29 protein-coding genes are annotated in these 25,833 nt (G+C 40.8%); 19 read left to right on the top strand and 10 right to left on the bottom strand.

Annotation, left to right across the window (positions count from 1 at the left end; genetic code table 11):
* Position 1 precedes the first annotated feature (1 nt).
* Together BUQ89_RS10650 and BUQ89_RS10645 are read right to left on the bottom strand one after the other, a co-directional pair.
* Positions 2–1,645, bottom strand: a complete 1,644-nt coding sequence (locus BUQ89_RS10650) for an adenylate/guanylate cyclase domain-containing protein (protein ID WP_083399503.1) — start codon at positions 1,643–1,645, stop codon at positions 2–4.
* On the bottom strand, positions 1,605–2,456 hold the full coding sequence (locus BUQ89_RS10645; protein ID WP_028461008.1) for an HDOD domain-containing protein: 852 nt from the start codon (positions 2,454–2,456) through the stop codon (positions 1,605–1,607). Before BUQ89_RS10645 ends, BUQ89_RS10650 begins: the two co-directional genes overlap by 41 nt.
* 271 nt (positions 2,457–2,727) lie before the next feature.
* Between BUQ89_RS10645 and BUQ89_RS10640 the strand changes: the two genes are divergently transcribed.
* The 5 genes from BUQ89_RS10640 (at position 2,728) to lipA (ending at position 6,772) form a co-directional block, all read left to right on the top strand.
* The gene (locus tag BUQ89_RS10640; RefSeq protein ID WP_425434869.1) at positions 2,728–3,888 is read left to right on the top strand and encodes a D-alanyl-D-alanine carboxypeptidase family protein; all 1,161 of its coding nucleotides are present in this window, start codon (positions 2,728–2,730) and stop codon (positions 3,886–3,888) included.
* A gap of 28 nt (positions 3,889–3,916) precedes the next feature.
* Positions 3,917–4,774 (top strand): D-amino acid aminotransferase, encoded by an 858-nt coding sequence (locus BUQ89_RS10635; RefSeq protein WP_028461006.1) that lies wholly within the window; start codon positions 3,917–3,919, stop codon positions 4,772–4,774.
* Between the two features lie 112 nt (positions 4,775–4,886).
* Positions 4,887–5,156, top strand: a complete 270-nt coding sequence (locus BUQ89_RS10630) for an HP0495 family protein (protein WP_028461005.1) — start codon at positions 4,887–4,889, stop codon at positions 5,154–5,156.
* A gap of 10 nt (positions 5,157–5,166) precedes the next feature.
* Positions 5,167–5,838 carry a lipoyl(octanoyl) transferase LipB gene (gene lipB, locus BUQ89_RS10625; RefSeq protein ID WP_051537532.1) on the top strand — a complete coding sequence of 224 codons (672 nt, stop codon included), beginning with the start codon at positions 5,167–5,169 and terminating at the stop codon, positions 5,836–5,838.
* Positions 5,828–6,772: a lipoyl synthase gene (lipA, locus tag BUQ89_RS10620; RefSeq protein WP_028461003.1), complete on the top strand. Its 945-nt coding sequence runs from the start codon at positions 5,828–5,830 to the stop codon at positions 6,770–6,772. Before lipB ends, lipA begins: the two co-directional genes overlap by 11 nt.
* Positions 6,773–6,843: 71 nt before the next feature.
* On the opposite strand, the gene BUQ89_RS10615 is transcribed toward lipA, so the two are convergent.
* The 4 genes from BUQ89_RS10615 to ilvD all read right to left on the bottom strand — a co-directional run bounded on the left by BUQ89_RS10615 (position 6,844) and on the right by ilvD (position 10,542).
* The gene (locus tag BUQ89_RS10615) at positions 6,844–7,260 is read right to left on the bottom strand and encodes an OsmC family protein (protein WP_028461002.1); all 417 of its coding nucleotides are present in this window, start codon (positions 7,258–7,260) and stop codon (positions 6,844–6,846) included.
* Positions 7,261–7,434: 174 nt separating this feature from the next.
* Positions 7,435–7,746 carry a c-type cytochrome gene (locus BUQ89_RS10610; RefSeq protein ID WP_028461001.1) on the bottom strand — a complete coding sequence of 104 codons (312 nt, stop codon included), beginning with the start codon at positions 7,744–7,746 and terminating at the stop codon, positions 7,435–7,437.
* A gap of 907 nt (positions 7,747–8,653) precedes the next feature.
* A complete protein-coding gene (locus tag BUQ89_RS14460; RefSeq protein WP_342743002.1) occupies positions 8,654–8,707 on the bottom strand; it encodes a hypothetical protein in 54 nt (17 codons plus the stop codon).
* Between the two features lie 158 nt (positions 8,708–8,865).
* Positions 8,866–10,542, bottom strand: coding sequence for a dihydroxy-acid dehydratase (ilvD, locus tag BUQ89_RS10595; protein WP_028461000.1), 1,677 nt, complete (start codon positions 10,540–10,542; stop codon positions 8,866–8,868).
* Positions 10,543–10,655: 113 nt separating this feature from the next.
* On the opposite strand from ilvD, the gene lgt reads away from it, so the two are divergent.
* A complete protein-coding gene (lgt, locus tag BUQ89_RS10590; RefSeq protein ID WP_028460999.1) occupies positions 10,656–11,483 on the top strand; it encodes a prolipoprotein diacylglyceryl transferase in 828 nt (275 codons plus the stop codon).
* Between the two features lie 348 nt (positions 11,484–11,831).
* On the opposite strand, the gene BUQ89_RS10585 is transcribed toward lgt, so the two are convergent.
* A complete protein-coding gene (locus BUQ89_RS10585) occupies positions 11,832–12,977 on the bottom strand; it encodes an alpha/beta hydrolase (protein ID WP_143071216.1) in 1,146 nt (381 codons plus the stop codon).
* 377 nt (positions 12,978–13,354) lie between these two features.
* Here BUQ89_RS10585 and BUQ89_RS10580 point away from each other — a divergent pair, with 377 nt between their 5' ends.
* The 10 genes from BUQ89_RS10580 (at position 13,355) to BUQ89_RS10535 (ending at position 22,212) form a co-directional block, all read left to right on the top strand.
* Positions 13,355–14,107 carry an ABC transporter ATP-binding protein gene (locus BUQ89_RS10580; protein ID WP_028460997.1) on the top strand — a complete coding sequence of 251 codons (753 nt, stop codon included), beginning with the start codon at positions 13,355–13,357 and terminating at the stop codon, positions 14,105–14,107.
* Positions 14,094–14,855: an ABC transporter permease gene (locus tag BUQ89_RS10575; RefSeq protein ID WP_342742981.1), complete on the top strand. Its 762-nt coding sequence runs from the start codon at positions 14,094–14,096 to the stop codon at positions 14,853–14,855. The genes BUQ89_RS10580 and BUQ89_RS10575 overlap by 14 nt, the downstream gene beginning before the upstream one ends.
* Before the next feature lie 24 nt (positions 14,856–14,879).
* A complete protein-coding gene (locus tag BUQ89_RS10570; protein WP_028460995.1) occupies positions 14,880–16,235 on the top strand; it encodes a GldG family protein in 1,356 nt (451 codons plus the stop codon).
* Between the two features lie 600 nt (positions 16,236–16,835).
* Entirely contained in the window at positions 16,836–17,663 is an 828-nt protein-coding gene (gene mutM, locus BUQ89_RS10565) for a bifunctional DNA-formamidopyrimidine glycosylase/DNA-(apurinic or apyrimidinic site) lyase (protein WP_028460994.1), read from the top strand.
* Positions 17,664–17,725: 62 nt separating this feature from the next.
* Positions 17,726–18,538: a pyrroline-5-carboxylate reductase gene (proC, locus tag BUQ89_RS10560; RefSeq protein WP_028460993.1), complete on the top strand. Its 813-nt coding sequence runs from the start codon at positions 17,726–17,728 to the stop codon at positions 18,536–18,538.
* A gap of 38 nt (positions 18,539–18,576) precedes the next feature.
* Positions 18,577–19,152: a YggT family protein gene (locus BUQ89_RS10555; RefSeq protein WP_028460992.1), complete on the top strand. Its 576-nt coding sequence runs from the start codon at positions 18,577–18,579 to the stop codon at positions 19,150–19,152.
* A gap of 8 nt (positions 19,153–19,160) precedes the next feature.
* Complete coding sequence (locus tag BUQ89_RS10550; RefSeq protein ID WP_028460991.1) at positions 19,161–19,445, top strand: DUF167 domain-containing protein; 285 nt, start codon at positions 19,161–19,163, stop codon at positions 19,443–19,445.
* 90 nt (positions 19,446–19,535) lie between these two features.
* Complete coding sequence (gene sixA, locus BUQ89_RS10545; protein ID WP_028460990.1) at positions 19,536–19,988, top strand: phosphohistidine phosphatase SixA; 453 nt, start codon at positions 19,536–19,538, stop codon at positions 19,986–19,988.
* 70 nt (positions 19,989–20,058) lie between these two features.
* Complete coding sequence (locus tag BUQ89_RS10540; protein ID WP_028460989.1) at positions 20,059–20,607, top strand: pseudouridine synthase; 549 nt, start codon at positions 20,059–20,061, stop codon at positions 20,605–20,607.
* A 414-nt stretch (positions 20,608–21,021) separates the two neighbouring features.
* Positions 21,022–22,212, top strand: coding sequence for a DesA family fatty acid desaturase (locus BUQ89_RS10535; protein ID WP_028460988.1), 1,191 nt, complete (start codon positions 21,022–21,024; stop codon positions 22,210–22,212).
* A 52-nt stretch (positions 22,213–22,264) separates the two neighbouring features.
* Here the strand turns inward: BUQ89_RS10535 and rpmG are convergent, their stop codons facing one another.
* From rpmG to radC, 3 genes are all read right to left on the bottom strand, one after another.
* Positions 22,265–22,420 (bottom strand): 50S ribosomal protein L33, encoded by a 156-nt coding sequence (gene rpmG / locus BUQ89_RS10530; protein ID WP_028460987.1) that lies wholly within the window; start codon positions 22,418–22,420, stop codon positions 22,265–22,267.
* Between the two features lie 56 nt (positions 22,421–22,476).
* Entirely contained in the window at positions 22,477–22,713 is a 237-nt protein-coding gene (gene rpmB, locus BUQ89_RS10525; protein WP_028460986.1) for a 50S ribosomal protein L28, read from the bottom strand.
* 62 nt (positions 22,714–22,775) lie between these two features.
* Positions 22,776–23,450 carry a RadC family protein gene (radC, locus tag BUQ89_RS10520; RefSeq protein WP_028460985.1) on the bottom strand — a complete coding sequence of 225 codons (675 nt, stop codon included), beginning with the start codon at positions 23,448–23,450 and terminating at the stop codon, positions 22,776–22,778.
* Between the two features lie 241 nt (positions 23,451–23,691).
* On the opposite strand from radC, the gene coaBC reads away from it, so the two are divergent.
* Genes coaBC through BUQ89_RS10505 form a run of 3 tightly spaced genes read left to right on the top strand, consistent with a single transcriptional unit; the run spans position 23,692 to position 25,797 of the window.
* Positions 23,692–24,921: a bifunctional phosphopantothenoylcysteine decarboxylase/phosphopantothenate--cysteine ligase CoaBC gene (gene coaBC / locus BUQ89_RS10515; protein WP_036572702.1), complete on the top strand. Its 1,230-nt coding sequence runs from the start codon at positions 23,692–23,694 to the stop codon at positions 24,919–24,921.
* Positions 24,908–25,357, top strand: coding sequence for a dUTP diphosphatase (dut, locus tag BUQ89_RS10510; protein ID WP_028460983.1), 450 nt, complete (start codon positions 24,908–24,910; stop codon positions 25,355–25,357). Before coaBC ends, dut begins: the two co-directional genes overlap by 14 nt.
* Entirely contained in the window at positions 25,357–25,797 is a 441-nt protein-coding gene (locus BUQ89_RS10505) for a DUF192 domain-containing protein (protein ID WP_028460982.1), read from the top strand. Before dut ends, BUQ89_RS10505 begins: the two co-directional genes overlap by 1 nt.
* Positions 25,798–25,833 lie beyond the last annotated feature (36 nt).

Here is a 25,833-nt window from a genome sequence, read left to right as displayed (position 1 = left end):
ACTACGGAGGATAAGCGTAGCAAACTGCTAGCTTGTTTCGTTTTCCTTTTACTTGTAGATAAAAAATCTCTCCATATTTAATATCTGTATGATCTCTTGTGGTAATCACATCACGCATGGTTTGACTAATTAAAACCTCTCCGGGCTGGCATTTTTTTTCTATCCGTGAAGCAGTATTCACGACATCACCAATTGTTGTCCAGTCCAGTCTTTCAGAGGTGCCGACATTACCAATGATAACCTTTCCCCAGTGTATACCAATTCGCAGCTGCAGTACTTCTTGTCCTGCACGCTCGCGCAGACGGATAATATCGATTGAATGGCTTTGCATCTCAAGTGCAGCAATCACGGCATCATGTGGATTTCTAAAAAGTACCATGACACAGTCACCCATAAACTTATCAATCAAACCGCCATGATCTTTGACTGATTTGGAAATTCTGCGAAGAATGGAATTTAATGTATGTATGATGGATTCTTCTTTCTCGTTATTCTCTACATAGTTAGTAAAGCCGACGATATCGCAAAATAAAACAGCAATGAAACAAGCCTCGTTAATTAATTTATTGCCACCTAATCTTACAATTTCTCTGGCTTTTTCTTCCACCAATTGTGGCACATAATTACGGGTAATATTATGTACTCTGGCTTCATTCAGAATAGAGCCTTCCGAGAGCGTGCTATTTTCTTGCCCATCAAATGAAACTGTCTGCCATAATGTGTGAATAGTTGCATGATCGTCACAATAACCACTCACATTAAAAAGCATCGACGCATTAGGATTTCTCAACGACCGCATGCGAACTCTGTAATTATCAAATACGCCATTAACTGTCTCCAGGGCGAGGCCCCAAATCACATCGTTATAGAAATGTTCAGGAATGGATTTGGCAAGAATTTGAATCGCAGAGGCTGAAGCGTTCATATGTAAACTGATAAATATAGAAGGTGATACAGCTAGTATTGACCCTAAACTAGAAAAACAGACAATACCGTAACCCAGTTGCGAGAAAATACCCTGTAAGCTACTGCGTTCGCTCTGTTGAGTAAGCAGTACAGGTGAAATCGAAGATTGCTTAGCCTTATGCTTTGTAAGTGTGCCAATATAGTAGTTCGAGTTCATTGTAATATCTTCTTTGTGTAATCGATACTCCAACGCATCAGCTAATTTTTTATTTAGGAAAATTGCGTTTTCACACATATTGGGTACACTAATTGAGACAATCGCATCACCTTCATTCGGGAACGCCAGAATGATCTGAAATCCATTGATTTCACAAAATTTTGCGATGTTACGATCACCATGTTCAGTCAATTCTTCCTGGTAGAGTGCTTTTAATGCGGCATCGCTGTTCATTATGTTAATGTAAAAATCCGCATCGACTATTTTTTGGAATACAGTGTAATGCAGCGTATCTATTGCATTGGTAACAAGCTGATGAAGTAGAAGCACGGTTGGTTTAAATAGCTGCTCGATATGTAACCGGTTTAGTGATACCGCAACATTGCTCTCTAGTTCATGCCATACACTTTGTTCAAGCGATGTTATGCTAATCGACCGTGTAGTAATGCAAGGTGTTGCGCTAGATGTATCATTCAGTGTTTTAATGATTGCCATATTGTGTACAGTGTAGATAAAGTTCATGCTTCTTTAGTCCTTGCATGAATACATCTTCAAGTAGATAATCACTGAATTCGCTACTTAATCCCAATGCCATCAATTTATTTTTACGAGTGTTACAGTCCCATGGGCTTGCGCCAATGCCAGCCCCTTTTATCAGGCTATTAGCTACTACGAGACTCAGTTGTACTATATTTTTTATTTGTATACGAGATAGCAGATTCAGGTCAATTCCTGTGTAGTAGTTAAAGTGTTGAGGCAGCTTCCATTCTTGCACCGCTTGCTGACCAATTTGATAATGATCAACCCCCAAAAATTTCTGTTCAGCCTCGGCGCTGGAGCAATGATATTTCAGTGTATAACTTAGGGCATTTACATATTTTTCTGCATAGTGAGAAAGTAACAATACCTTCCCGATATCGTGTATTAGGCCGGCAACGAAAGCCTCTTCTCCTTCCTGAGTACTGCCTAGCTCAAGACAAATAGTCTGGCTGGCAATAGCTGTTAGTAATGAATGATGCCAAATATGCTTTTGAATTAGTTTGTTTTTACTTTGAGTAAAAATAGGCCGGGTGAGTGCGAGTGTCGCTAATGAACGTATCACATTGATACCCAGCAGGCTGATTGCCAGCGGCAGTGTTTCAATCTGATGACCACGATTATAAATAGGTGAATTTGCAACTCTGAGAATCAGCGCGGCAGCACTTTGATCGGATCGCAATAAATTGTCCATTTCCCTGAAGCAGCCTCTCGAGTCTGCATCAATTTGAATGATTCGGGAAATAATATCCGGTTGAGCTGCTAAGTTTTTATAATTAATGGGACGGTGTTTCATATAATCTTCAAAAAAACATAGCAAAAATAAGTTTGCACTAACATAAAATAACTAGCTCAGTCTATCGAAATTATTTTTGCTAGTTGCAGTAGAACTACGACATTTTCAAGTATAAGCTTAATGGATACGCGGTATAGAAATTCCCATGCTTGAGTAACATGTAGTTAATCAACTGATATATAATAAATATATTCTTATCTTGGTGTGTGGTGTTATTTTTTGTAATTTCTATTTTGACTAAAAGCAGTTACAAAATGCATTGGTTTATGAAATGAGTGGGGCAGGATATAATATTCATTTTTCTCCTATTCCTATGAAGCGTTTACTTCCATTATTGTTATACCTTGCTGTCTCTCCTTTATTTGCTCAGCAGCCGGCTATATCTATAGCAGCGACGGCTTATTTACTCTCCGATTTTCAAACGGGACAAATATTAGCGAGTCAAAATGCAGATGAACGAGCAGATCCTGCGTCACTGACCAAATTGATGACCGCTTATGTTGTTTTTACAGCACTGAAGGAAAGTCGTATTGCATTGGATCAACCCATACCAGTATCAGAACGTGCCTGGCGTATGATTGGTTCGCGTATGTTTATTGAGCCTAATAAACGGGTAACAGTAGACGAGCTGATACGGGGGATGATTGTACAGTCTGGAAATGATGCTTGCGTTGCATTGGCTGAGGCGATTTCTGGTTCGGAAATGTTTTTTGTACAGATGATGAACAAAGAAGCAGCACGCATGGGAATGAAAAATACTCACTTTGTTAACTCTACCGGGTTATCGGATCCTAAACACTATAGTACGGCGTATGATATGGCACTATTAGCCGCAGCGATCATTCGTGATTTTCCAGAATATTATTCACTTTATTCGTTAAAAGAATATACCTATAATGGTATTACACAGCCTAATCGTAACCGTCTTTTATGGCTTGATCCTCATGTAGATGGGCTTAAAACAGGGTGGACAAAAGCTGCGGGTTATTGTCTTATTACCTCAGCTAAGCGAGATAAAAGTCGCCTTATTTCTGTAGTAATGGGTGCTAATTCAGCAAATACCCGCAGTATCGAAAGCCAGCGTTTGTTAAATTATGGCTTCCAGTTTTACGATACCTTGCATTTATACACTAAGGAACAGGAGGTGACGACTATTCAACTATGGAAAGGCACGCAAAATATAGTGAAAGCGGGATTCAATCATGATGTTTATTTCACGCTGCCCAAAGGACAGGGCGATAAGTTAAAAGCAACAATGGAGTATAAACAGCCGCTTATTGCACCTGTTGGAGAAGGACAGGAAGTTGGTACAGTAAAATTCACACTCGATGGCAAGCCAATGGCAACTTATCCACTTGTTGCGTTGGAAAAGATTGAAGCAACTAATATCTTTGGCCGTGCCTGGGACAGTGTAAAATTACTTTTTAATTGATCTGTGCCAATACATCAAAAGGATAGGCATGATATATCTTAACGGAAAGTTGATGCCCATTGAGGAAGCGTGTATTCCTGTATTGGACAGGGGCTTTATTTTCGGTGATGGTGTCTACGAAGTGATCCCTGTTTATTCGCGTAGGCCTTTCCGGTTAACAAGTCACTTACTTCGTTTGCAACATAGTCTTGATGGTATTCATCTGAAGAATCCTCATTGTGATAAGGAGTGGCATGACTTGATAGCTCAGGTCATTGCAGGAAATGATGGTGATGATCAGTATTTATACCTGCATATTACCCGAGGAGCTGCTAAACGTGATCATGCTTTTCCGCACAATGTGACACCTACTGTACTGATTATGAGTACTCCATTGCTACCACCAGCACGAGAGTTGCTTGTAAAGGGTGCTTCTGCTATTACTGCCAGTGATAATCGATGGATACGTTGTGATATCAAAGCAATCTCATTATTACCGAATGTATTGCTACGTCAGATGGCTGTTGATGTCGGCGCAGTAGAAACGATATTACTAAGAGATGGGTTTTTGACTGAAGGTGCCGCAAGTAATATATTTCTTGTTAAGGATAGCGTACTTTTAGCGCCACCTAAAAGTCATCTGATGCTGCCTGGCATCACCTATGATGTTGTTCTGGAGCTTGCGGCTGCTAATAACGTTTTACATGAGGTGAGGGAAATATCTGAAGATGAGTTGCGTACCGCAGAGGAAATTATGCTGACATCCTCTACTAAAGAGATCATGGCTATTACCCGTCTTGATAATAAAATAGTGGGTGATGGAGAACCAGGTCCTTTATTTACACGGTTGTATCAATGCTACCAGCATTACAAGGCAACGGTGATGCGAGGAGAGTTGTCTTGCTAATAGAGCTTTTAATAATTTTATGATTGATAAAGGAAGGCGACTGACAAGGCTTCTATAATATGAATTGGTTAAATTAAGTTTAAGTATTAAAGACAGGACCTAAGGTCTTTTTATGGATGAACAATCTTCTTCATTAATAGAATACCCTTGTGATTTTCCTATCAAAGTTATGGGAAAAGCACAGGCTGATTTTGCGCCAGTGATATTGGCAATAGTGAAACATCATGCGCCTGATTTTGATGCTGAAACACTGACAGTTAAGACAAGTCGGAACGCGACTTATTTAAGTATTACCTGTACTATTCGAGCCACCTCGCGTATTCAATTAGATTCCTTGTACCAGGCACTAAGTAATCATCCGATGGTGGCGATAGTGCTTTAAGGCTTAATATATGGATATTTCTTCTTCCAGACTAATTGTCGAAACTGAGCAGCTTAGGATCAAAAAAATGGGTGTGGTTGATTATCGTGTTACCTGGCAGGCAATGCAAGATTTTACAAATACGCGTACTGATAGGTCATGTGATGAGATATGGCTGGTCCAGCATCCACCGGTTTATACCCAGGGTATTGCGGGCAAGTCTGAACATCTGCTTTGTGACAATGGGATTACAGTCATTAAAACTGACCGAGGAGGGCAAATCACTTATCATGGCCCCGGTCAGCTCATTGCCTATTTATTACTGGATATACGCCGTTTGAGGCTCGGGGTGAGAGAGTTAGTCAGAAGAATGGAATCTGCTGTGATAGACTTGTTGAAAGATTATCATATTGAGGCAACAGGCCGCCCGGATGCACCAGGTGTCTATGTAGCTAATGCTAAGATTGCATCACTGGGATTAAAAATAAAGAAGGGATTTTGTTATCATGGTATCGCGCTGAATGTTGATATGAATCTCATGCCATTTTCTGCAATTAATCCCTGCGGCTATGCGGGATTAGTCGTTACACAAACTAGAGACCTGGGTATTACGGCAGGATTAGAAACGTTAGGTAACGAACTTATCGAGAAATTACAAGAAAGACTTATCAAAGGAAATAATATTCATCGTCATGAGCACTGAAATTCGCCAGAAAGGCAGCGCTAAAACAGCGCGTAATCCTATCAAAATTACTCCACAATCTCCCAGTGATCTGCTGCGCAAGCCATCATGGATAAAGGTGCGTTCATCTAGCAGTCAGGCTTATTATGAGGTTAAGCGCATACTACGAGAAAAGAAACTGCATACGGTATGTGAAGAAGCTTCATGTCCTAACATTGGCGAATGTTTCGGAAAAGGAACTGCGACCTTTATGATTTTAGGAGATCTATGCACACGACGTTGCCCATTTTGTGATGTAGCGCATGGTAAGCCATTGGTTCCTGATGCTGAAGAGCCGTTACATCTGGCAGAATCAATTGCTGCCATGAAATTGAAATATGTGGTAATTACTAGTGTTGACCGTGATGATTTGCGTGATGGTGGCGCTCAACATTTCGCTGATTGTATTCGAGAAATTCGCGTTCACTCACCGCAGACAAAGATTGAAATTCTGGTCCCGGATTTTCGTGGCAGACTTGCCGTTGCATTAGAAAAGTTATCCGCCCATCCACCAGATGTATTGAACCACAATCTTGAAACTGTGCCGCGTTTGTACAAACAATGTCGCCCTGGCGCAGATTACGCTCACTCATTAAAGCTATTGAAAGATTTTAAGACGTCATTTCCAAGTATACCAACTAAATCTGGATTAATGCTGGGACTTGGTGAAACGGATGAAGAAATTCTTGAGGTTTTGAGTGACTTGCGTGAGCATGACGTTGAAATGTTGACAATCGGCCAATATTTACAGCCGAGTATTGGACATTTGCCTGTACTAAGGTATGTTTCACCGGCAGACTTTAATAAATTTGAACAAACTGCTATCAAAATGGGGTTCAGTAATGCTGCCTGTGGTCCGATGGTGCGCTCTAGCTATCATGCTGATCAGCAGGCACATGAAGCAGGTATAACCTGAAATAGCTTTACCTGCTAATCAGAAAAATAATAAAGATAATGGTGCTTTACCGGTTACGATTAAATTGATGGTTATAATTCCAGAATTTCGAAATCATGTGTAATCGTAACGGTATTTCTTAACATAATTGAAGCTGAACAGTATTTTTCTGCCGAGAGATTGATTGCGCGTGCCACTTGTTTCTGTTGGAGGTTTCTTCCGGTAAGAATGAAGTGCAAGTGAATATGCGTGAATACTTTGGGATCTTTCGCTGCGCGTACTGCTTCAATTTCAACCACACAATCACTGATATCCTGTCGACTTTTTCTGAGTATCAATATCACATCGAATGTCGTGCACCCACCCAGTCCCATCAGTAACATTTCCATGGGACGTGGTCCCAGATTTTTTCCGCCAGCTTCCGGTGCACCATCCATTAATATTGCATGGCCACTTTCTGATTTACCTAAGAAACTGACTCCGCTTTTCCACTCTATGCGTGTTTTCATCTTTTTTCGGTAGGATTTCTAAGAATGATTGAGGAATGGTTGCAATAGAATATTTCATGGGAATAATGTGCATCCATGCTTGATTCATGGAACGGTCTATCCGCAGTTATTTTTTGCACAAAAATAAAAAGCCGGTGTATTAACAGTACCGGCTTTTTATGAATCTAAATCAACTTACTTGAATGACAAAATCCAGTCTGCTAGGATTTTGGCGTTCTCATCATTGACTGCTCCGTTAGGTGGCATAGGGATTGGTCCCCATACACCATTGCTGCCTTTCTGAATTTTTCCTGCCAACATGGTTGCTGCGTCAGCATCATCTGCATACTTTGCTGCGATATCTTTCAGTGCTGGACCAACCAGTTTTTTATCAACAGTATGGCAATTCAAACACCCACTACTTTTTGCCAGGTCTTCACTTGCTTGCGCAGTACCGACTAAAAATAAAGCTGATGCTGCAATCATTCCGATCCAAATTGCTCTCATATTTATTCCTTATTAAAATTATAAACGAACTGTCATTTTACCCTGAACTTCACAGACGTGCAGCAACTCTTGTAAGTTAGAAATTTCAGGCAAGCAACTGAAGCCTTGACAAACCCAAACATGAACAGTGTCAACAGATCTGTCTATGGGAACAGTCCTATTAGGACACACCGGCAAATCAATAAGTTCCGATGGTAGTATGGTACAAGAATATGAGGAAATCGACCATGTAACACCGCTTGCCATGTTGAGAGCTCTGTCTTCTGGCCTCGTAAAATAAGAATGGGGTGGGGGATAATGTTTTCTTCAAGGGCTATTAGCAAGCTGCAATACGATTCCTGTGATGCCACTGTCCGAAGGTGTGGCGCCTATAAACCTGCTTGGGGCGATATGTCAGTTTTTCGTGATCATAATTGGTAGAGAAATCCGCTCGCTTTCTTGCCCCTAAATTGTTCCAAAAGCACATCAGCTAATAATAATGGCGGAATATAGGTCAACCTGCCGAAATTCAGCCTGCAATAATTCAAGTAAAGCATCTAGTAAGAAGGCATAGTCATCAAGATAGGCATTTAAGCATGCGCTGCTATTTTTATAAAGGGCGAATAATGGGCTTGCCTCGAAATAGCTAAAAATTGAGGAGCCCTTTGCAAAACCCCAATAGTTTAAAAATTAATTCCTTATAATCAATAGTAGAAAACTTCTGGCGAGGGCTTTTGTAAAAATCTCGTTGAGATGCTTATCATACTTTATTTGTTAATAATTAATAGGTTGTGTAGTGTAAAAACGGATAAATCGTATATTAGGAGACGGTCCCATTATGTGCAGTCTGATCTACCTGATCGATATCAGGATGTTCCTCATGATCGACTTTAATATTAACAAAATGTCCAGGACTACTTGAGTATCTTCAAAAAAACCCATGTGCCATTACGTGGCACCAGTGGTAGGCGGAGTAGCCAATTGAAAGTAGTATTGGTTTATATTTTGTGCACGTGCGAGGTTCGGTGTTTATTCTCCCCTAGGAAACCAGTCAACCGGCTTGTGGGTACGTTGAAGAAGGCATGGACTGGTTTCACCTGCAAGATGGTTGGACATGTTTGGGGAGAATAAGTAATGGGGCTATGAATCCGTTATTGCACCACGGCTGGCAGTTGAAACAAGTTTTGCATATTTTGCCAATACACCTCGCCGGTAGCGTGGTTCGGGTGGGCGCCATGCCGTGCGTCGTTGCGCGAGTATTGCCTCTGGGACATTTAACTGTAGCAGACGCTGTGCTGCGTCGATGGTGATCGAGTCTCCTTCATGTACTAATGCGATGGTGCCGCCGACAAATGCTTCCGGCGCAACATGGCCAACGACCATTCCATATGTGCCACCAGAGAAGCGTCCATCTGTGATGAGACCAACCGAATCTCCCAGGCCTTCACCGATCAATGCCGAAGTTGGTGAAAGCATTTCGCGCATACCGGGTCCCCCTCTGGGACCTTCATAACGTATGACCACTACGTCACCGGGTTGAATTTTGTGGGCAAGTATTGCCGCCATGCAGGTTTCTTCCGATTCAAATACGCGGGCGGGTCCTGTAATTTTTGGGTTCTTCACGCCAGTAATTTTGGCGACACAGCCTTCCGCTGATAAATTGCCTTTCAGTATGGCAAGATGACCCTGTGCATATACGGGATTATTCCATTGTCGGATAACATCTTGCTGAAGTGATGGTATTTCGGGTACATCCTGTAGTACTTCAGCAATCGTCTGGCCGCTGATAGTGATACAGTCGCCATGCAATAAACCGTGTGCCAACAGCATTTTCATTACCTGTGGAATGCCGCCTGCTTTATGTAGATCAGTTGTCACGTACCGCCCGGAAGGTTTTAAATCACACAATACGGGTATTTTTCCACGTATACGTTCGAAATCATCAATGGTCAGTTTTACTTCAGCTGCGTGAGTTATAGCAAGTAAGTGTAATACGGCATTGGTTGAGCCACCTACTGCCATAATCACAGCAATGGCATTTTCGATAGATTTCCGGGTAATAATGTCGCGTGGAAGAATCTGTTGTTTTATTGCATTGACTAAAACTTCTGCAGAACGGGCCGCGCTGGTGTATTTTTCTTCATCTTCCGCTGCCATGGTTGAGGAATAAGGCAGACTCATTCCCATTGCTTCAAATGCCGATGACATGGTGTTGGCAGTGAACATTCCACCGCAAGAACCTGCCCCAGGACACGCATGTCGCTCTACCTGCAATAATTCCTCATCGTCGATTTTGTGTGCACTATGCTGTCCAACCGCCTCAAATGCACTGACAATAGTGAGATCCTGTCCTTTATAATGACCTGGTTTAATGGTGCCGCCATAAACAAATATAGCAGGGACATTAATCCTGGCAATTGCGATCATTGCACCCGGCATGTTTTTGTCACAGCCACCAATTGCAATGACGCCATCCATGCTTTCCGCTTGCACAGCCGTTTCAATTGAATCTGCAATGACCTCTCGTGATACCAGCGAATATTTCATACCCTCAGTACCCATAGAAATGCCGTCAGATACGGTAATCGTTCCAAACATCTGGGGCATGGCGCCGGCTTTTCTGAGTGCTTGCTCTGCATTGATGGCTAGTTCGTTTAATCCCTTATTACATGGTGTAATTGTAGAATAACCGTTGGCCACACCAACAATAGGCTTGCTAAAATCTCCATCATCAAAACCTACTGCGCGTAACATGGCACGATTGGGCGCGCGTTGTGCGCCCTGGGTAATGGCTTGACTGCGTTTGTTATCCGGCATGAAAACTCCTGAAATTAGAAAAATACAATTACAAATGACAAGAACACGTTCTGTTGTCACAAACGTACTTGGTATAATGTATATTTTACCGTAAATAAGGTCGAGGCCTACCTATGTTCGTTCATCCTCAGATTGATCCTGTCGCGCTTTCGCTGGGTCCGTTATCTATCCATTGGTACGGGCTTATGTATTTGTTAGGATTTGCGCTGTTCATTGTATTAGGGCGATATCGCATTAAACGCGGCCCACAAACCGCTTTCACTTATGACATGCTGGATGATGCATTATTTTATGGTGTATTAGGTGTCATATTAGGCGGCCGTCTGGGGCATATCATATTTTATCAATTGGGTTATTATTTACAGCACCCATTACAAATTTTTGCTATCTGGGAAGGCGGGATGTCTTTTCATGGCGGTATGATTGGCGTTTTTGTTGCCATGGCTTTATTTGCTCGTAAATATCGATTGCAATGGCTTGTTGTGACAGATTTTATTGCACCATTAGTTCCTTTGGGATTAGGTGCTGGTCGTATTGGAAATTTTATTAATGCTGAGTTATGGGGACGTCCGACAGATGTCTCTTGGGGGATGGTTTTTCCTTATGTGGATGCATTACCACGCCATCCTTCCCAACTTTATCAATTTGCACTTGAGGGATTGGCTTTTTTTATACTACTGTGGCTTTACTCTGCTAAACCACGGCCTGTTGGTGCTGTATCCGGTATGTTTCTGATAGGTTATGGTCTATTTCGTACAATTGCAGAATTTTACCGTGAACCGGAGAATGGTTTTATGGGTGTGTTGACATGGGGAATGAGTATGGGGCAATGGTTATCTCTGCCTATGGTTCTGGTAGGCGCAGGGATGCTGGTTTGGGCTAATGGAAAAATAAGTAATCAGAGGATTAATAAAACAGCAGGGAAGAAACGAAAAACATAGGTACAGTATTCTTTATGAATGTTTAATTTTAGTCAGAAAATCTTGGTTAATTCTGGGTAAAAATTACTTGCGTTTTGTAGCAGGCTAACATGTAGCCTGCTACATTTAAAATTGTGAGAATAGAAAATTAGGCAGATTATTTTTTCCGGATTGAAAACTGATAAAAAGATAAAGACCGCTACATAATTGGCTATTTCGGGCTGAGCAAGATTTTTAAGTGCTTGATTTATCAATGCTGCAAGTAATCAGAAAAGCTCAAAGACACAGTTATGCAGCGGTCTTAGATATGAATTATTTCCGTTCTTTCACGCAATTATGGCACAGCTAACACCAGATATATGTGGATGATTAGCTGTCCTGTACGGATAATAAAATAAAGTTACGAATAAAATCCTCAACAGCATCATTAAAAATATCGCTATGATTCGGGATAATTCTTTCGTCGACCTTGATTATAAGATACGGGTTATGGCTGATTGAATTATGCTTATGATGTAAAATTGAACCGCTGAACTCGATACTGGTATCGGGCGCGTCATTATCCCAGCCTGCTTTTACGCGTTGATATGCAATCATATCATTTTCTTCTTTTTGTATTGGCTTGTATTCAAGAAAATGTGTTTTAATGGGCTTAAAGTGACCGATAGCAGTACGATTAGCTTCTTTCTCACTAACGGTAGTTTTTATTCCCGCTGCCTTATTAATATATGAAATGCCCTTATAAGTATCAAAAATTGTAGATACCGAACGTCCCGCCCAGAAAGCATATTTTGTCGCCCAGTCAGATTCGGAAGTCATGACAGCTAAAACAGGTAATTGGGTTGCAAAATAATGTCCGCGTTCATTTGCCATTAAGCTGAGATTAAGGAAACGCGTCGCTTCAAATGCCGGATTTATCAGAACGACCAGATCACCAAATCCTCTGACATCAGAGGAAATGCCAATTGGTCCTTTTGTTTGTACAAAGCGGTCCATAAATATTTGTGATAAGGCTGTATAGACTACAGCACCCCCGAAGCTATGGCCTATAATAACTAACCGTGTTTTGTTAATAGGTACGGCTTCATCAATGCTGATTTTGACGTTACGTAATTCTTCTAATCTAGAAAAAACTTCAGCAACGCCGCCGTGTCCTACTGTGTGCGCAGTATTTTTGCGTTCCCAGAATGTACTTGTATTAATATAAGGAATATCTAGAGAACGGCCACGCCAGCCGAGATATACGCCTGAGATCTGCCGTTTTGGTCGCTTATCTGCGCGAGCAGATTGAGACTCAAGTTTGCTGAGTTTACCTAGTGTTTTATGAAAATTAGTAAGATAACTGTCATCATGTTGCGCATTATGCTGCCATCCATGCACGAAGACGACAATCAATAAATTATCTTTCGCTGCTTTAGAATAAAGATCATCAATCAAGAATTCTAGTTGTTTTCGATCGTGTAATTGTCCCTGATCGTCGAATTCAATAAAGCCTAATGAATAATTCTCATCCAAATCATCTGGATTTTTTATTTCAACGATTGAATGAGTCTTACATTCAACTAGAGGAGTCGCTGTGTTACAAGAATCGTATAATACATGATAGGGTTTGTTTGCAGTGCATCCTAATAACAGAATTAAAATTAAGCTAATTAGGTATGATGCACGCCATAATTTATTATTGCTTAGCCGGTTAGTTCCCATGACAAATAGATAAAAATCCTATTTAATTTTGCAGCTTATATCCAATGATGCGCCAAATTACATTTTTCGATTATTTTTTTAAGAGCTTTCTTGTTCATTTATTAAAAATCAATACCGATTTTCAGAATGTAAGTATTTTATTGTATCATCAAAAAAATTAATAGTTCTTGGAAGCACAGTATACTCGAATGATTGAACAAATCTCGCCTGTAACTCTATCAGTACAAAATCTATATCGTCATTTCGGTGCCTTGGCTGTGGTACAGGGAATTAATCTGGAATTAAGACGGGGAACAGTATTGGGGTTGCTCGGGCCTAATGGTGCGGGTAAAACGACTACAATGCGTATGCTAACGGGGAATCTTGCGCCCAGTAGGGGGCATATTGAAATTTGTGGTATCGATTTATTGGATAAACCGCGTGATGCGAAAGCTCACATGGGTTATTTGCCTGAGAAGCCGCCGCTTTATCTTGAGATGACGGTGAATGAATATTTGCAGCTGATAGCCAGATTGCATCGAATAAATAATCAGAAAATTCATGCTGCAGTGGATAGCGTTAAGCAGCGTTGTGGATTGGCCGATCAAGGTAAACGTCTGATCAGTACACTTTCGAAAGGTTATCAGCAGCGTGTGGGTATCGCACAAGCCATTATTCATGATCCAGATGTCATTATTCTGGATGAGCCGACCGTCGGACTTGATCCCAACCAGATGCGTGAAATTCGCGTATTGATTCGTGAGTTAGGTGCAGCATATAGTGTGATTTTATCGACGCATATTCTGTCGGAAGTTGAGAGCGTTTGTGATCATGTGTATATCCTGCACCAAGGCCGCCTAGTTTTTGACAATACACTGGCTGAATTAAAACGGAAAGAGACTAACCTGGAAATGCTGTTTTCACAGCTTACCCTGGATAATGAATATATTGAAAGTACTTGATATAATGATTATTACCATTGCCCAGAAAGAGCTAAGCATGTTATTTTCCTCGCTATTAGCGTGGTTCTTGCTTGCTTTGATGCAGCTGGTATTAACATGGGTTTTTTTAAATCGGCTTGATGCCTTTCTGGGAGTACAGTCGCAATTAATGCAGATTGCCAATCCCCCAGGTGTGACAGAGATTATTATTACCCCTGTATTTGCGATGGCAGCACTCATGTTATTGATGATTACACCCTTATTAACTATGCGCCTGATCGCCGGAGAGTATCAGAATCATACCATGGCCCTGCTTGTTTCAGCGCCCATTTCTATGACTGATATCGTATTGGGTAAATTTACTGGTTTGATGATTTTCTTTTTGGCTGTGATTGTTTTGGTTGTGGGATTATCAATTTCATTGCTAGCGGGCGGTACGCTTGATTTTGGTTTGCTTTTGAGTAGCACCGTCGGCTTGCTTCTAATCGCAGCCTGTTTTACGGCATTAGGTTTGTATATTTCAAGTCTCACTACTTATCCGATAATTGCGGCTGTTGGTACGTTAGGTGTGTTATTGGGACTATGGATATTAGATATTGTTGCGCATGATGCAGATAGCCTGATACATCAATTTTCTCTGCTGAAACATTTTGAAAACTTTAATCGCGGAATGATTGATAGCTTTAGTGTCGCGTATTTAGTCCTGTTTATAATTACGTTTCTGATATTAACTATCCAGCGTCTGGATGGTGAACGATTGCATGGCTAGGTTAGCATTTTGATAGCTATTTAAATGAACATAATCGGTGGAAAATTACGTTCGCATTTATTACTGAAAAATAGTGTATTTGCCATATTGCTATTGTTATTTCTGGTTGCATTACTGGGTTATTTGGCATTGAAAACTCGTGTACAGTGGGATGTTAGTCAGAATGGCCGTAATAGCTTGAGTCAGGCAAGTATTGAAATACTAGAGAAGTTGAATGGCCCGGTTAAGGTGACTGCTTACGCCACAAAGCAGCATGTAGAATTTGGTGATATACGTCAGATTATCAGTAACTTCGTACTGCTTTATCAGCGCGCTAAGCCTGATGTGATGTTAACGTTTATTGATCCGGCCGAGCGGCCAGAATTGGCAAAAGCTGCAGGAGTGAGTGTTAACGGTGAGATGGTGATTACATTTAATGATAGACGCGAGTATCTTACTGTGATTAATGAGCAGGCATTTACTAATGTACTCATGCGACTTGCTCGTTCTGGAGAAAAACGAGTAATGGGGCTTACTGGCCATGGCGAGCGCAAACTGGATGGCGATGCCAATCATGATTTAGGAGAATTTGGCAGACAATTGCTGGTAAATGGTTTCAAGAGCCAGGCGCTAAATCTTGTTATGGAGCCGGATATTCCAAGCGATATCAGTACGCTCATCATCGCTTCACCACAAGCAGATCTCATGGAAGGAGAAGTAGCGAAGCTGCTTGCCTATATTGAACAGGGCGGTAATTTGCTATGGCTGGTCGATCAGGAACCGTTACGCGGTTTATTACCATTAGCAGAGAAGTTGCATTTGATGCTTATTCCCGGCGTAGTCGTTGATCCCCGTGCGAAACAGCTCAATGCACCGATTACGTTTGCGCTCGGTGCAAGCTACGGGCGGCATCCTATTACCGATCATTTTGATTATATTACCGTATTTCCTTTTGCTCGCCAGATAACGGTTAATGAAAGTGATGATTGGAAGAATATCTCACTGGTTGAAGTAGCGCAGCATGGCTGGGTAGAAAGTGACGAACTGGATCATGATATATCTTTTGATCCCATGCGCGATGTGGCTGGTCCCATTCGTATTGCGGTCGCATTGACTCGTATAGTAGAAGATCGTGAACAACGTATCGTGGTTGTTGGTAGTGGACATTTTCTGGCTAATACCTATTTGGGTAACGGCAATAATCTGGATTTTGGTATTAATCTGATTAACTGGCTCGCTGGTGATGAAAATCTTATTGCTATTCAACCTCGCGCAACGCATGATCGTAGCTTGGTTTTAAGCGAATCAATGCTTACGGTATTGGTGGTTGGTTTCCTTATTGTGCTGCCATTATTGTTCCTGGTGAGTGGAATCTATATCTGGTGGCGTCGAAGCAGGTAAAGAATCAATTGATGATATATTATGCTCAGATTAATCTAATGATGTTGGCCACAGCTGTTGACTTTTTAGCATCATCTTATCTTAAGCCTCAGTTTCAAAATAAATAGCAATATGAAATAACTCTCCTTTTGTTGCAAGTGACGCAGACTATTCATATTGTGGAATTAGAAGCAGATATAGTGCCAAAGAAAGGAGATGATCGTTGGTGCCTGACCGCGCCTTCTCAGGCTAAGCAAAATGAGACAGATTCTGGACTACTTTGAATTTGGTAGCTTTAATGCTAATTAACAAGATGGAAAATGGGATATAACTTAACAACATCCTGCAAGCGCTTACTCGCAGCGAAATTAACTGCGGGTTAAAATGTATCAATCGACTGCTGCAACTGAACTTGTATTAGCTTCGAATAAAAAATTTGGATGATGCAGATTAAATCAGAATAGGTACACAAGCAATTAGATTAAAAATCCGAAAGAATAAGCCTGAATCGATACCTGTTATGCATTGATGAAGAGATAAAGTATTATTTTTCCATTGATCTGGGCAAGCGATTAATCCTTGTGACACAAAACTGAATGACCATAAATTTTTAGATAATTGATGCCTGAATTACCTGAAGTAGAAGTAACGCGACGCGGTATTACACCTTATTTAGTTGGCCAGTGTATAGCAGGTGTAGTAATACGCAATCCAAATTTGCGTTGGCCAATACCGGCTGATTTGACAAAAATATTGGTCGGTTTGAAAATTCATGCTATTACACGCCGCGCAAAATATCTTTTATTTAATTGTGGTACCGGCACTTTAATTCTGCATTTGGGTATGTCTGGAAGCTTGCGATTACAATTTGCAACCACTCAGTCTTCGTATTTGCCGCAGAAGCATGATCATTTTGATCTGATTATGGGTAACGGTACTATTCTACGTTTGAGGGATCCGCGTCGTTTTGGCGCAGTTCTATGGGAAACGGGAGAAATAGCAAGTCATCGACTATTCGTGAATCTTGGGCCTGAACCGTTTACTACAGCCTTTAATGAAGATTTGTTGTATAAAAAAACACGTGGCTGTCGCACCAGCATCAAGGAAATGTTAATGAATAATCGAATAGTTGTGGGTGTCGGTAATATTTATGCAAATGAGGCTTTGTTTCGAGCGGGGATTAATCCCAAAATTGCTGTGGGCAGAGTGGGAATAAATCGTTATGGGAAATTAACGCAAGAAGTAAAAGAAGTATTGAGGCTGGCAATTGAAACAGGTGGTAGCAGCTTGCGTGATTTCGTCGATCATAATGGCAATGCAGGTTATTTCCAACAACAATATTATGTATATGGCCGGACTGGACAAGCATGCCGGAAATGTGAGACAACTATTAAACAGATAAAGCAAGGACAGCGTTCCAGTTTTTATTGCTCAAAGTGTCAGCGATGAGTGATACGGAATTGCTATGTAATATGCATGATCACAAGCTTTTTATTAATGGCGGTAACTAAATGAAGATAACTTTTATTGGTGGCGGAAATATGGCTTCTGCTTTAATCAGTGGATTATTGCAGCAAGGCTATTCTGCTTCACAACTTTGTGTCGTGGAAATAAATGATGAAAGCAGGGAGAAAATAGCAAGTGAATTTAATATATTGGCGACAGCAGAACTGGATGTGGGTATTGCCGATAGTGATGTTGTTCTGCTATCAATAAAGCCGCAACAGCTTTTTGAGTTAACAAGACAGTTAACACCGTTACTCAAGGATCATTTGATTATTTCTATTGCTGCCGGTATTCGTACTACTGATATTGTGCGTTGGCTAGGCGGATATGGACGCGTGATACGTGCTATGCCTAACACTCCTGCACTGGTGCGCTTGGGTGTAACAGGCCTTTTTGCCCCCTCTGGTATAGAGATACGGGATAAGGAAAATGCAGAAATGATATTGGCTGCTGTGGGTTCTGTTGTTTGGGTAGAGCAGGAAGAGATGTTGCATAGTGTCACAGCTATTTCTGGCAGTGGTCCTGCCTATATATTCTATTTTATTGAATCAATGCAACAGGCGGGAATGGAACTCGGTTTGACAGTCGAGCAGGCTAGAGAGTTAACTTTACAGACTTTTTTTGGTGCGACCAAATTGGCAGATCAAAGTAGAGAAGATGTGGCTGTTTTGCGTGCCCGGGTTACCTCAAAAAACGGCACTACTGAACGTGCGATACAAACTATGGAGAAGAATGGCGTTAAGTCCGGAATTATACGTGCTGTTCATGCTGCAAGTGAACGCTCACAGGAACTGAGTGACGAATTTAGTAAAAAATAAGCTTTAAACGTCAGATTATAGTTCATTTGGGAAACGATATGTCCAATCAGATTTTAATTTTTCTTCTGGATACAGTATTAGGTTTATTTTCTTTAGCATTGTTGTTACGTTTTTATTTGCAATTGTTACGTATACCTTATTATAGCTCGCTATCTAGTTTCCTTATTGCGGTTACCGATTTTATTGTGCGTCCCACCCGTCGATTGATTCCCGGTTTGGGTGGTATGGATCTGTCTACATTATTACTGGCTTGGTTGTCGCAATGTATTATTGTGACAAGTATCTATGTGCTGCAGGGTGGTAACTTGGGTGCTAATATCGGAAGCACATTCAGTATAATGGCGTTATTAGCTTTGGTGGAAATCATTAAAATGACGCTCTACATTGTGTTAGTGATGATAATACTGCAGGCAGTATTATCTTGGGTTAACCCACAGAGCCCATTAGCACCCATTTTGGATGGCTTTACTCGGCCATTCTTAGATGTTTTTCGGAAATATATTCCACCTATTGCCAATATTGATCTATCGCCATTGTTTGCGCTGATTGTTATTCAGTTGCTACTGATAATAGTGGGTAACACGCAATTGGAAATTTACACCACCTTGTTCTGATAAACTTAATGAGCTGGTATCGCAGTGATAATGCTAATAATCTTTTTTTAACATTGCATATACAGACGGGAGCAAGATGTACTGAAGTGGTAGGATTACACGGTAATGCCTTGAAAATAAAACTGGCCGCGCCACCAGTGGAAGGTAAAGCAAATGCGGCGTTACTGAGATTTCTTGCTAAGAATTTTAATGTACCGTTATGTCAGGTAACTCTTAAACAAGGTCATAAATCTCGTCATAAAGTGATTAAAATTCAGCAATCTGCTCATGAACCCAATGTTCTGTTCAAATAAGTAATAAATTTGACTATAGTGGGCGAGGATATTAAACCTGTCGTGTACTGTAAATGACTTTGTATGTTTCAATTTATAGGAAGAAATGTTATGGAATTGATTCTATGGCGCCATGCCGAGGCTGAGGATGGGGTGCCCGATACAGCGCGCAAACTTACTAATAAGGGATTGAACCAAGCTAAAAGTATGGCTGATTGGCTTAAATTAAGATTACCAGAAGATACACGTGTTATTGTCAGTCCTGCTCAGCGTACTCAGCAAACCGCAATGGCATTCAAAAATAATTTTGAGACGATGAGCGAGATTGGCCCGGGTGCTGATGCAAGTATGATTCTTACTATTGCTGATTGGCCTCATGCAGATAAGACTGTTTTAATCGTGGGTCATCAGCCCACGTTGGGAGAGACAGCCGCTTTATTAATGTCAAATAAAAGTATGAACGTGAGTTTCAAAAAGGGTGCGATATGGTGGTTTAGTTATAAATCCAGGCAAGGTGTTGCTCAAACTGTATTGCGCACAGTCATCTCTCCTGAAATGTTATGAGCTATCAATAACATTGATACAATGATGGTAAGGTATTTTGCCGTCTCCTTCTGGAAACATCAGCTAAGGTATGCCTCGCTTAATTCTGTTTAATAAACCTTATGGTGTGGTCTGTCAGTTTTCAACCCAGACGGGTCATCAATCCTTAAAAGATTTTATTCCTTTACCTAATTTTTATCCGGCTGGAAGACTGGATGCAGATAGTGAGGGGCTGGTATTACTGACAGATGATGGTAAATTACAGAGCAGAATCAGTAATCCAAAATATAAATTGCCTAAAACGTATTGGGTGCAGGTAGAAGGCTTGTTAAACCAGGCCGCATTAAGAAAATTGCGTCAGGGGGTAGTTTTAAAGGATTTTAAGACAAAACCTGCTCAATCGTGTTTGATGAATCAACCGGATGACCTTTGGCCACGTATTCCGCCCATTCGTTTTCGTAAGAATATTCCAACATCCTGGATGGAACTTGTACTTTCTGAAGGTAAGAATCGCCAGGTACGGCGTATGACGGCAGCCGTATTTTTTCCTACATTGCGGTTGATTCGTTATGCTATTGGCCAATATACGTTGCAGGGTATTGCGCCCGGTGAATGGCGTATGCAAGATCATTTATTCTGAAATATATGGGAAATGGAACTATTTTTAGTTTTGTATTCTCATAGACATGTGCTTTTAGAGTTACATGGAATTCGGTATTAGATATATATTGACTAATAAGAAGCAATAAGGGTTTGATTTCTTAGGATAGAGATAAATCCTGTTAAACTAATCCTGCGGTACGGCAAGACTAAACTTCTTGAGAGTGGATGAGAAAACCAAATGGCTTGCTTGAGAAATGAACCAGAGGTTTGACTATTTTTTATGAATGGCTTGGAATGATGTAAACAGGAGACTTATAGTTGTTGGTTTAAAAAGATGTATGTAGGATGTATGTATTTTGTTAACAGAATTTCTTGACTATGCATTAGTTTACCTTTAAATTTGGATACGCCTATCTCTTTTTAGAGGTTTTTTTAGAAGGATTTTAATTAAATGATTTCAGAATTTCTTGATTTAATTTCAGGAGTTATCGATTTGCCCTGGTGGGGGTACATCGTTGTTATGTTGATTTTTACACATATTACAATTGCTAGTATAACTATTTATTTGCATCGTCATTCTGCACATAGAGCATTAGAGCTGCATGCTATTCCGAGTCATTTTTTTCGTTTCTGGTTATGGCTAACGACGGGTATGGTTACTAAGGAATGGACAGCGGTTCACCGTAAGCATCATGCAAAGTGTGAAACAGAAGAGGATCCGCATAGCCCAATAATTTACGGTATAAAGAAAGTCTTAAGCGAAGGGTCAGAGCTGTATCGCATAGAATCCAAAAATAAAGAAACATTGGAAAGATATGGATATGGAACACCTGATGACTGGATGGAACGTAATATTTATAGCAAGCGTAGTGTCATGGGTGTTGCAAGCATGCTGATTATTGATGTTCTTTTGTTTGGTCCCATAGGGATTACCATATGGGCAGTCCAGATGATGTGGGCACCTATTACGGCTGCAGGCATTATTAATGGTGTTGGTCATTATTGGGGTTATCGTAATTTTCAGGCAGAAGATGCGAGTCGAAATATAGTTCCCTGGGGAATTTTAATCGGTGGTGAAGAGCTGCATAATAACCATCACGCGTATGCTACATCGGCGCGCTTATCTAATAAATGGTATGAATTTGATATTGGCTGGATGTATATTCGTATTTTAGAAACAATGGGGCTGGCTAAGGTGAAAAAAATTGCACCTAAATTACGCCTTGATAAAGCAAAAACTCAGTGCGATATTGATACATTACAGGCTGTTATTTCTCATCGTTACGAAGTACTTGCGAAATATACACAGTCACTTAAAGCGACATTTGCGAAAGAAATTGATGATTTGAAAGAAGCGGCAGTACACTATGGGATAGATCATCCCACGTTGAAACGTTGGGTATTGGCTGATTCTAAAACCTTGCAGGAGCATGAGCGTGTTAAGCTGAATCAAGTTTTAAGTGAAGCAAAAACACTCGATAAGGTTTATACGATGCGCGATGAGCTTGCTACAATTTGGCAACGTTCTGCTGCATCTAAGGATGAATTGGTAAAACAGTTGGAGGATTGGTGTCGTCGTGCAGAGGAAAGCGGTATTGAGGTACTTAAAACTTTTTCTCAGAGATTGCGATGTTATGCATAACGGATAGTTGAATAGAAATAAAAAAGCCTGCTAATAGCAGGCTTTTTTATTTCTATTTTAGCTTTGTCTCTTTATATTTTACGTGCTTGCGTACAGTTGGATCAAATTTCATGATCTCTATTTTCTCTGGATTTGCACGTTTATTTTTAGTGGTTGTGTAGAAATGTCCTGTCCCGGCGGAGGATTCAAGCTTTATCTTTTCGCGCATAGTGATACTCCTTAACTTACCAAGTGACTGTTAATACTGATTGGGACTTTAGAGGTTTAGATGCTTTTACCTTGTAAACGCATTTTAGCCAATACAGCATCGATACCATTTTTATCTATTGTACGCAATGCAGCATTAGATAAACGCAAATTAATCCAACGATTTTCACTCCCTACCCAAAACTTGCGGTTCTGTAGATTAGGTAAAAAGCGTCGTTTGGTTTTGTTGTTAGCGTGGGAAACGTGGTGGCCTGACATTGGTTTTTTGCCAGTAATTTCACATACTCGTGCCATAATACGTACTCCAGAATTCTGAAAAGGGCTTATTATATCCCGATTAAGAAGATTTCCCAAAATTAAATCAGACCTTGTTCTGCAAATGACATGGTAGACTCATTGCCAATAATAAAGTGATCCAGGACCTTTATATCAATTAATGCAAGTGCTTGTTTCAGCGACTGAGTTAAGATTTTATCGGCATGACTGGGTTCGGCTACGCCAGAGGGATGATTATGAGCAAAAATTATTGCGGCCGCATTATAATATAATGCGCGTTTAACTACTTCACGTGGATAAACGCTAGCTTGGGTAAGTGTGCCACTAAATAATTCTTCGGTAGCAATTGCACGGTTTCTGGCATCGAGGAAAATTCCTATGAAAACCTCATGTTGCTTATCTTTAAGACAAAGACGTAGAAAATCACGTACTAACTCGGGAGAATTCATAACATCTCTGCTCTTCAACTCTTCTTTGAGAGCGCGACGTGCCATTTCTAATACCGCTTGAAGTTGTGCATATTTTGCGGCTCCCATTCCTGGTAATTGACAAAAAACATTTTGCTGTGCGGCGAACAGGCTAGTTAAGTTACCAAAATGCAGCAATAGCTCTCTTGCAAGGTCCACCGCACTTTTGCCCGTAATGCCGGTGCGCAAGAATATTGCTAATAGTTCAGTATCTGAAAGGCTTGCTGCACCATTTGCCAAGAGTTTTTCACGTGGACGTTCAGATTGAGGCCAGTCGGGTATAGCCATGTGAGTAATGTTGGACTATTGAGTTAAAAAACACACACTATAAAAGTGAAAAAATAATTTATTATTTTCTATCAGTATTGAGATTGGTAATTTTGTAATACTACGGCATCCAATTCAGTAATATTGAATAGAATAAAGCAAAATATGTTTGCTAATACTCGTTAAACTATCCGCTGTCTAAAAAGAAAATGAATAATGCAGCTAACAGCATATATATTATTAGCCTACTTCTAAAATTATGATGACCAATCTATCCATGCTTAAGGGTAAGCATTTATTGTTCGGAATCACCGGTGGCGTAGCTGCTTATAAGGCTGCAGAATTGGCACGACTATTGGTTCAGAGTGGTATAGATGTACAAACAGTAATGACTGAATCGGCTTGTCGTTTTGTTGGTCCAGTGACACTGCAATCGTTGACGGGTAAGCCGGTATTTACAGATTTATGGGCAACCAATACAACTGACAATATGGCGCATATTAATCTTTCGCGGAATGCGGATGCTATTCTGATTGCGCCCGCCAGCGCAAATTTTATCGCTAAATTAGCGCATGGATTGGCTGATGATTTATTAGCAACACTGTGTCTTGCTCGTGATTGCCCATTGATAATCGCGCCTGCTATGAATCGACAAATGTGGGAAAACTCAGCTACTCAGCGCAATCTTGCATTATTGCAATGCGCGGGCGTGACAATAGTGGGTCCTGCTGCTGGTGAACAAGCTTGTGGTGAAGTAGGTATGGGCCGTATGCTTGAAGTATATGAGCTGCTAGAAACGGTACAGATTGCATTATTACCGGGCCTGCTGCGAGATAAACATGTTCTGGTTACCGCAGGCCCCACTTACGAAGCTATTGATGCCATAAGAGGTATTACCAATTTAAGTTCTGGGAGAATGGGCTATGCAGTAACACGTGCTGCACTAGAGGCAGGTGCGAAGGTTACTCTAATTTCCGGGCCGACATGTCTCTCTCCTCCGGCATCCGCTAAATTGATCAGCGTAGTGAGTGCGAGAGATATGTTTAATGCGGTGAAAAAAGAAATACTGGATACTGATATTTTTATCAGTGTTGCAGCAGTAGCCGATTATCGCGTGGTTAAAGAGAGAGAACAGAAAATAAAGAAAACAAATGAGAATCTTATGCTGGAGCTTACACCGAATCCGGATATCTTAATGTATGTGGCAAATCTGCCAGCTGCTCCCTTTTGTGTCGGGTTCGCAGCAGAAACAGAAGACCTGGAAAAAAATGCGGAAATTAAGCGTCACAAAAAGAAATTGCCGCTGCTTGTTGCCAATCTGGCTCAGAGAGCCATAGGTTCCGACGAGAGCGCCTTGATTCTATTTGATGATGAAGGTAAGTATTATTTGTCACAAGCGCCCAAAGCCGATCAGGCGCGCCATTTAATTCGGCATATCGCACAATTATATGAAAAACAGAAATCCAAAGATATTACACATGAAAAAAATTGACATAAAAATTCTTGACTCACGTTTGAATGACCAGCTTCCAGCTTATGCTACTCCCGGTTCTGCCGGGTTAGACTTAAGAGCCTGTATTGATCAGTCTGTCACTATAGAGCCAGGAGAAACGAATCTGATTCCAACGGGTATTGCAATTCATCTTGCTGATCCCAATTTCGTAGGGATGATATTGCCACGCTCTGGATTAGGCCATAAGTCTGGAATTGTATTGGGAAATCTGGTAGGTCTGATTGATTCAGATTATCAGGGGCAAATACTCATTTCATGCTGGAATCGTGGACAAAACTCGTTTCAGCTGAACCCACTGGAGCGTATTGCACAGCTTGTCATTGTGCCTGTCATACAGGTAGATTTTAATGTGGTTGATGATTTTGATCAAAGTTGTCGAGGTGATAGCGGTTTTGGCAGCACTGGCCGGCACTGATGCACCTATTTGTTATCCTTTCTGTTTTATTATTGACGACATCGTTAAGTGCTAGCACATCCAAACCTCTTACTGTTCCTCTGAAGATATCTAGCTATACACTTCTTGCAGAAATTGCTAATACTCAGTTATCTCGTGCAAAAGGATTAATGTATCGCGAGTCGCTGGATGAAAATAGTGGCATGCTGTTTGTATTTCCGAAGGTTGGTTATTATGGTATGTGGATGCTTAATACTTATATCCCATTGAGCGTGGCTTTTGTGAGCGAAAATGGCATTATTCTCAATATCGTAGATATGATTCCCCAGACTCAGATAGCCCATAATTCTGCAGGTATGGCTAAATATGCGCTTGAAATGAATCTGGATTGGTTCGCAGCAAGAAAAATTAAGGCAGGCATGCAGATTATCGGAGTGGAGCAGATATCAGCAGAAAACTAGCCTGCATTCTCTAATCTGGGATTAAATTAGATTGGA

Source organism: Nitrosomonas cryotolerans ATCC 49181 (genome assembly GCF_900143275.1).
GTDB lineage: Bacteria > Pseudomonadota > Gammaproteobacteria > Burkholderiales > Nitrosomonadaceae > Nitrosomonas > Nitrosomonas cryotolerans.
The sequence above is the reverse complement of the archived record's forward strand: the minus strand, read 5'-3'. Positions and strand labels throughout refer to the sequence as shown.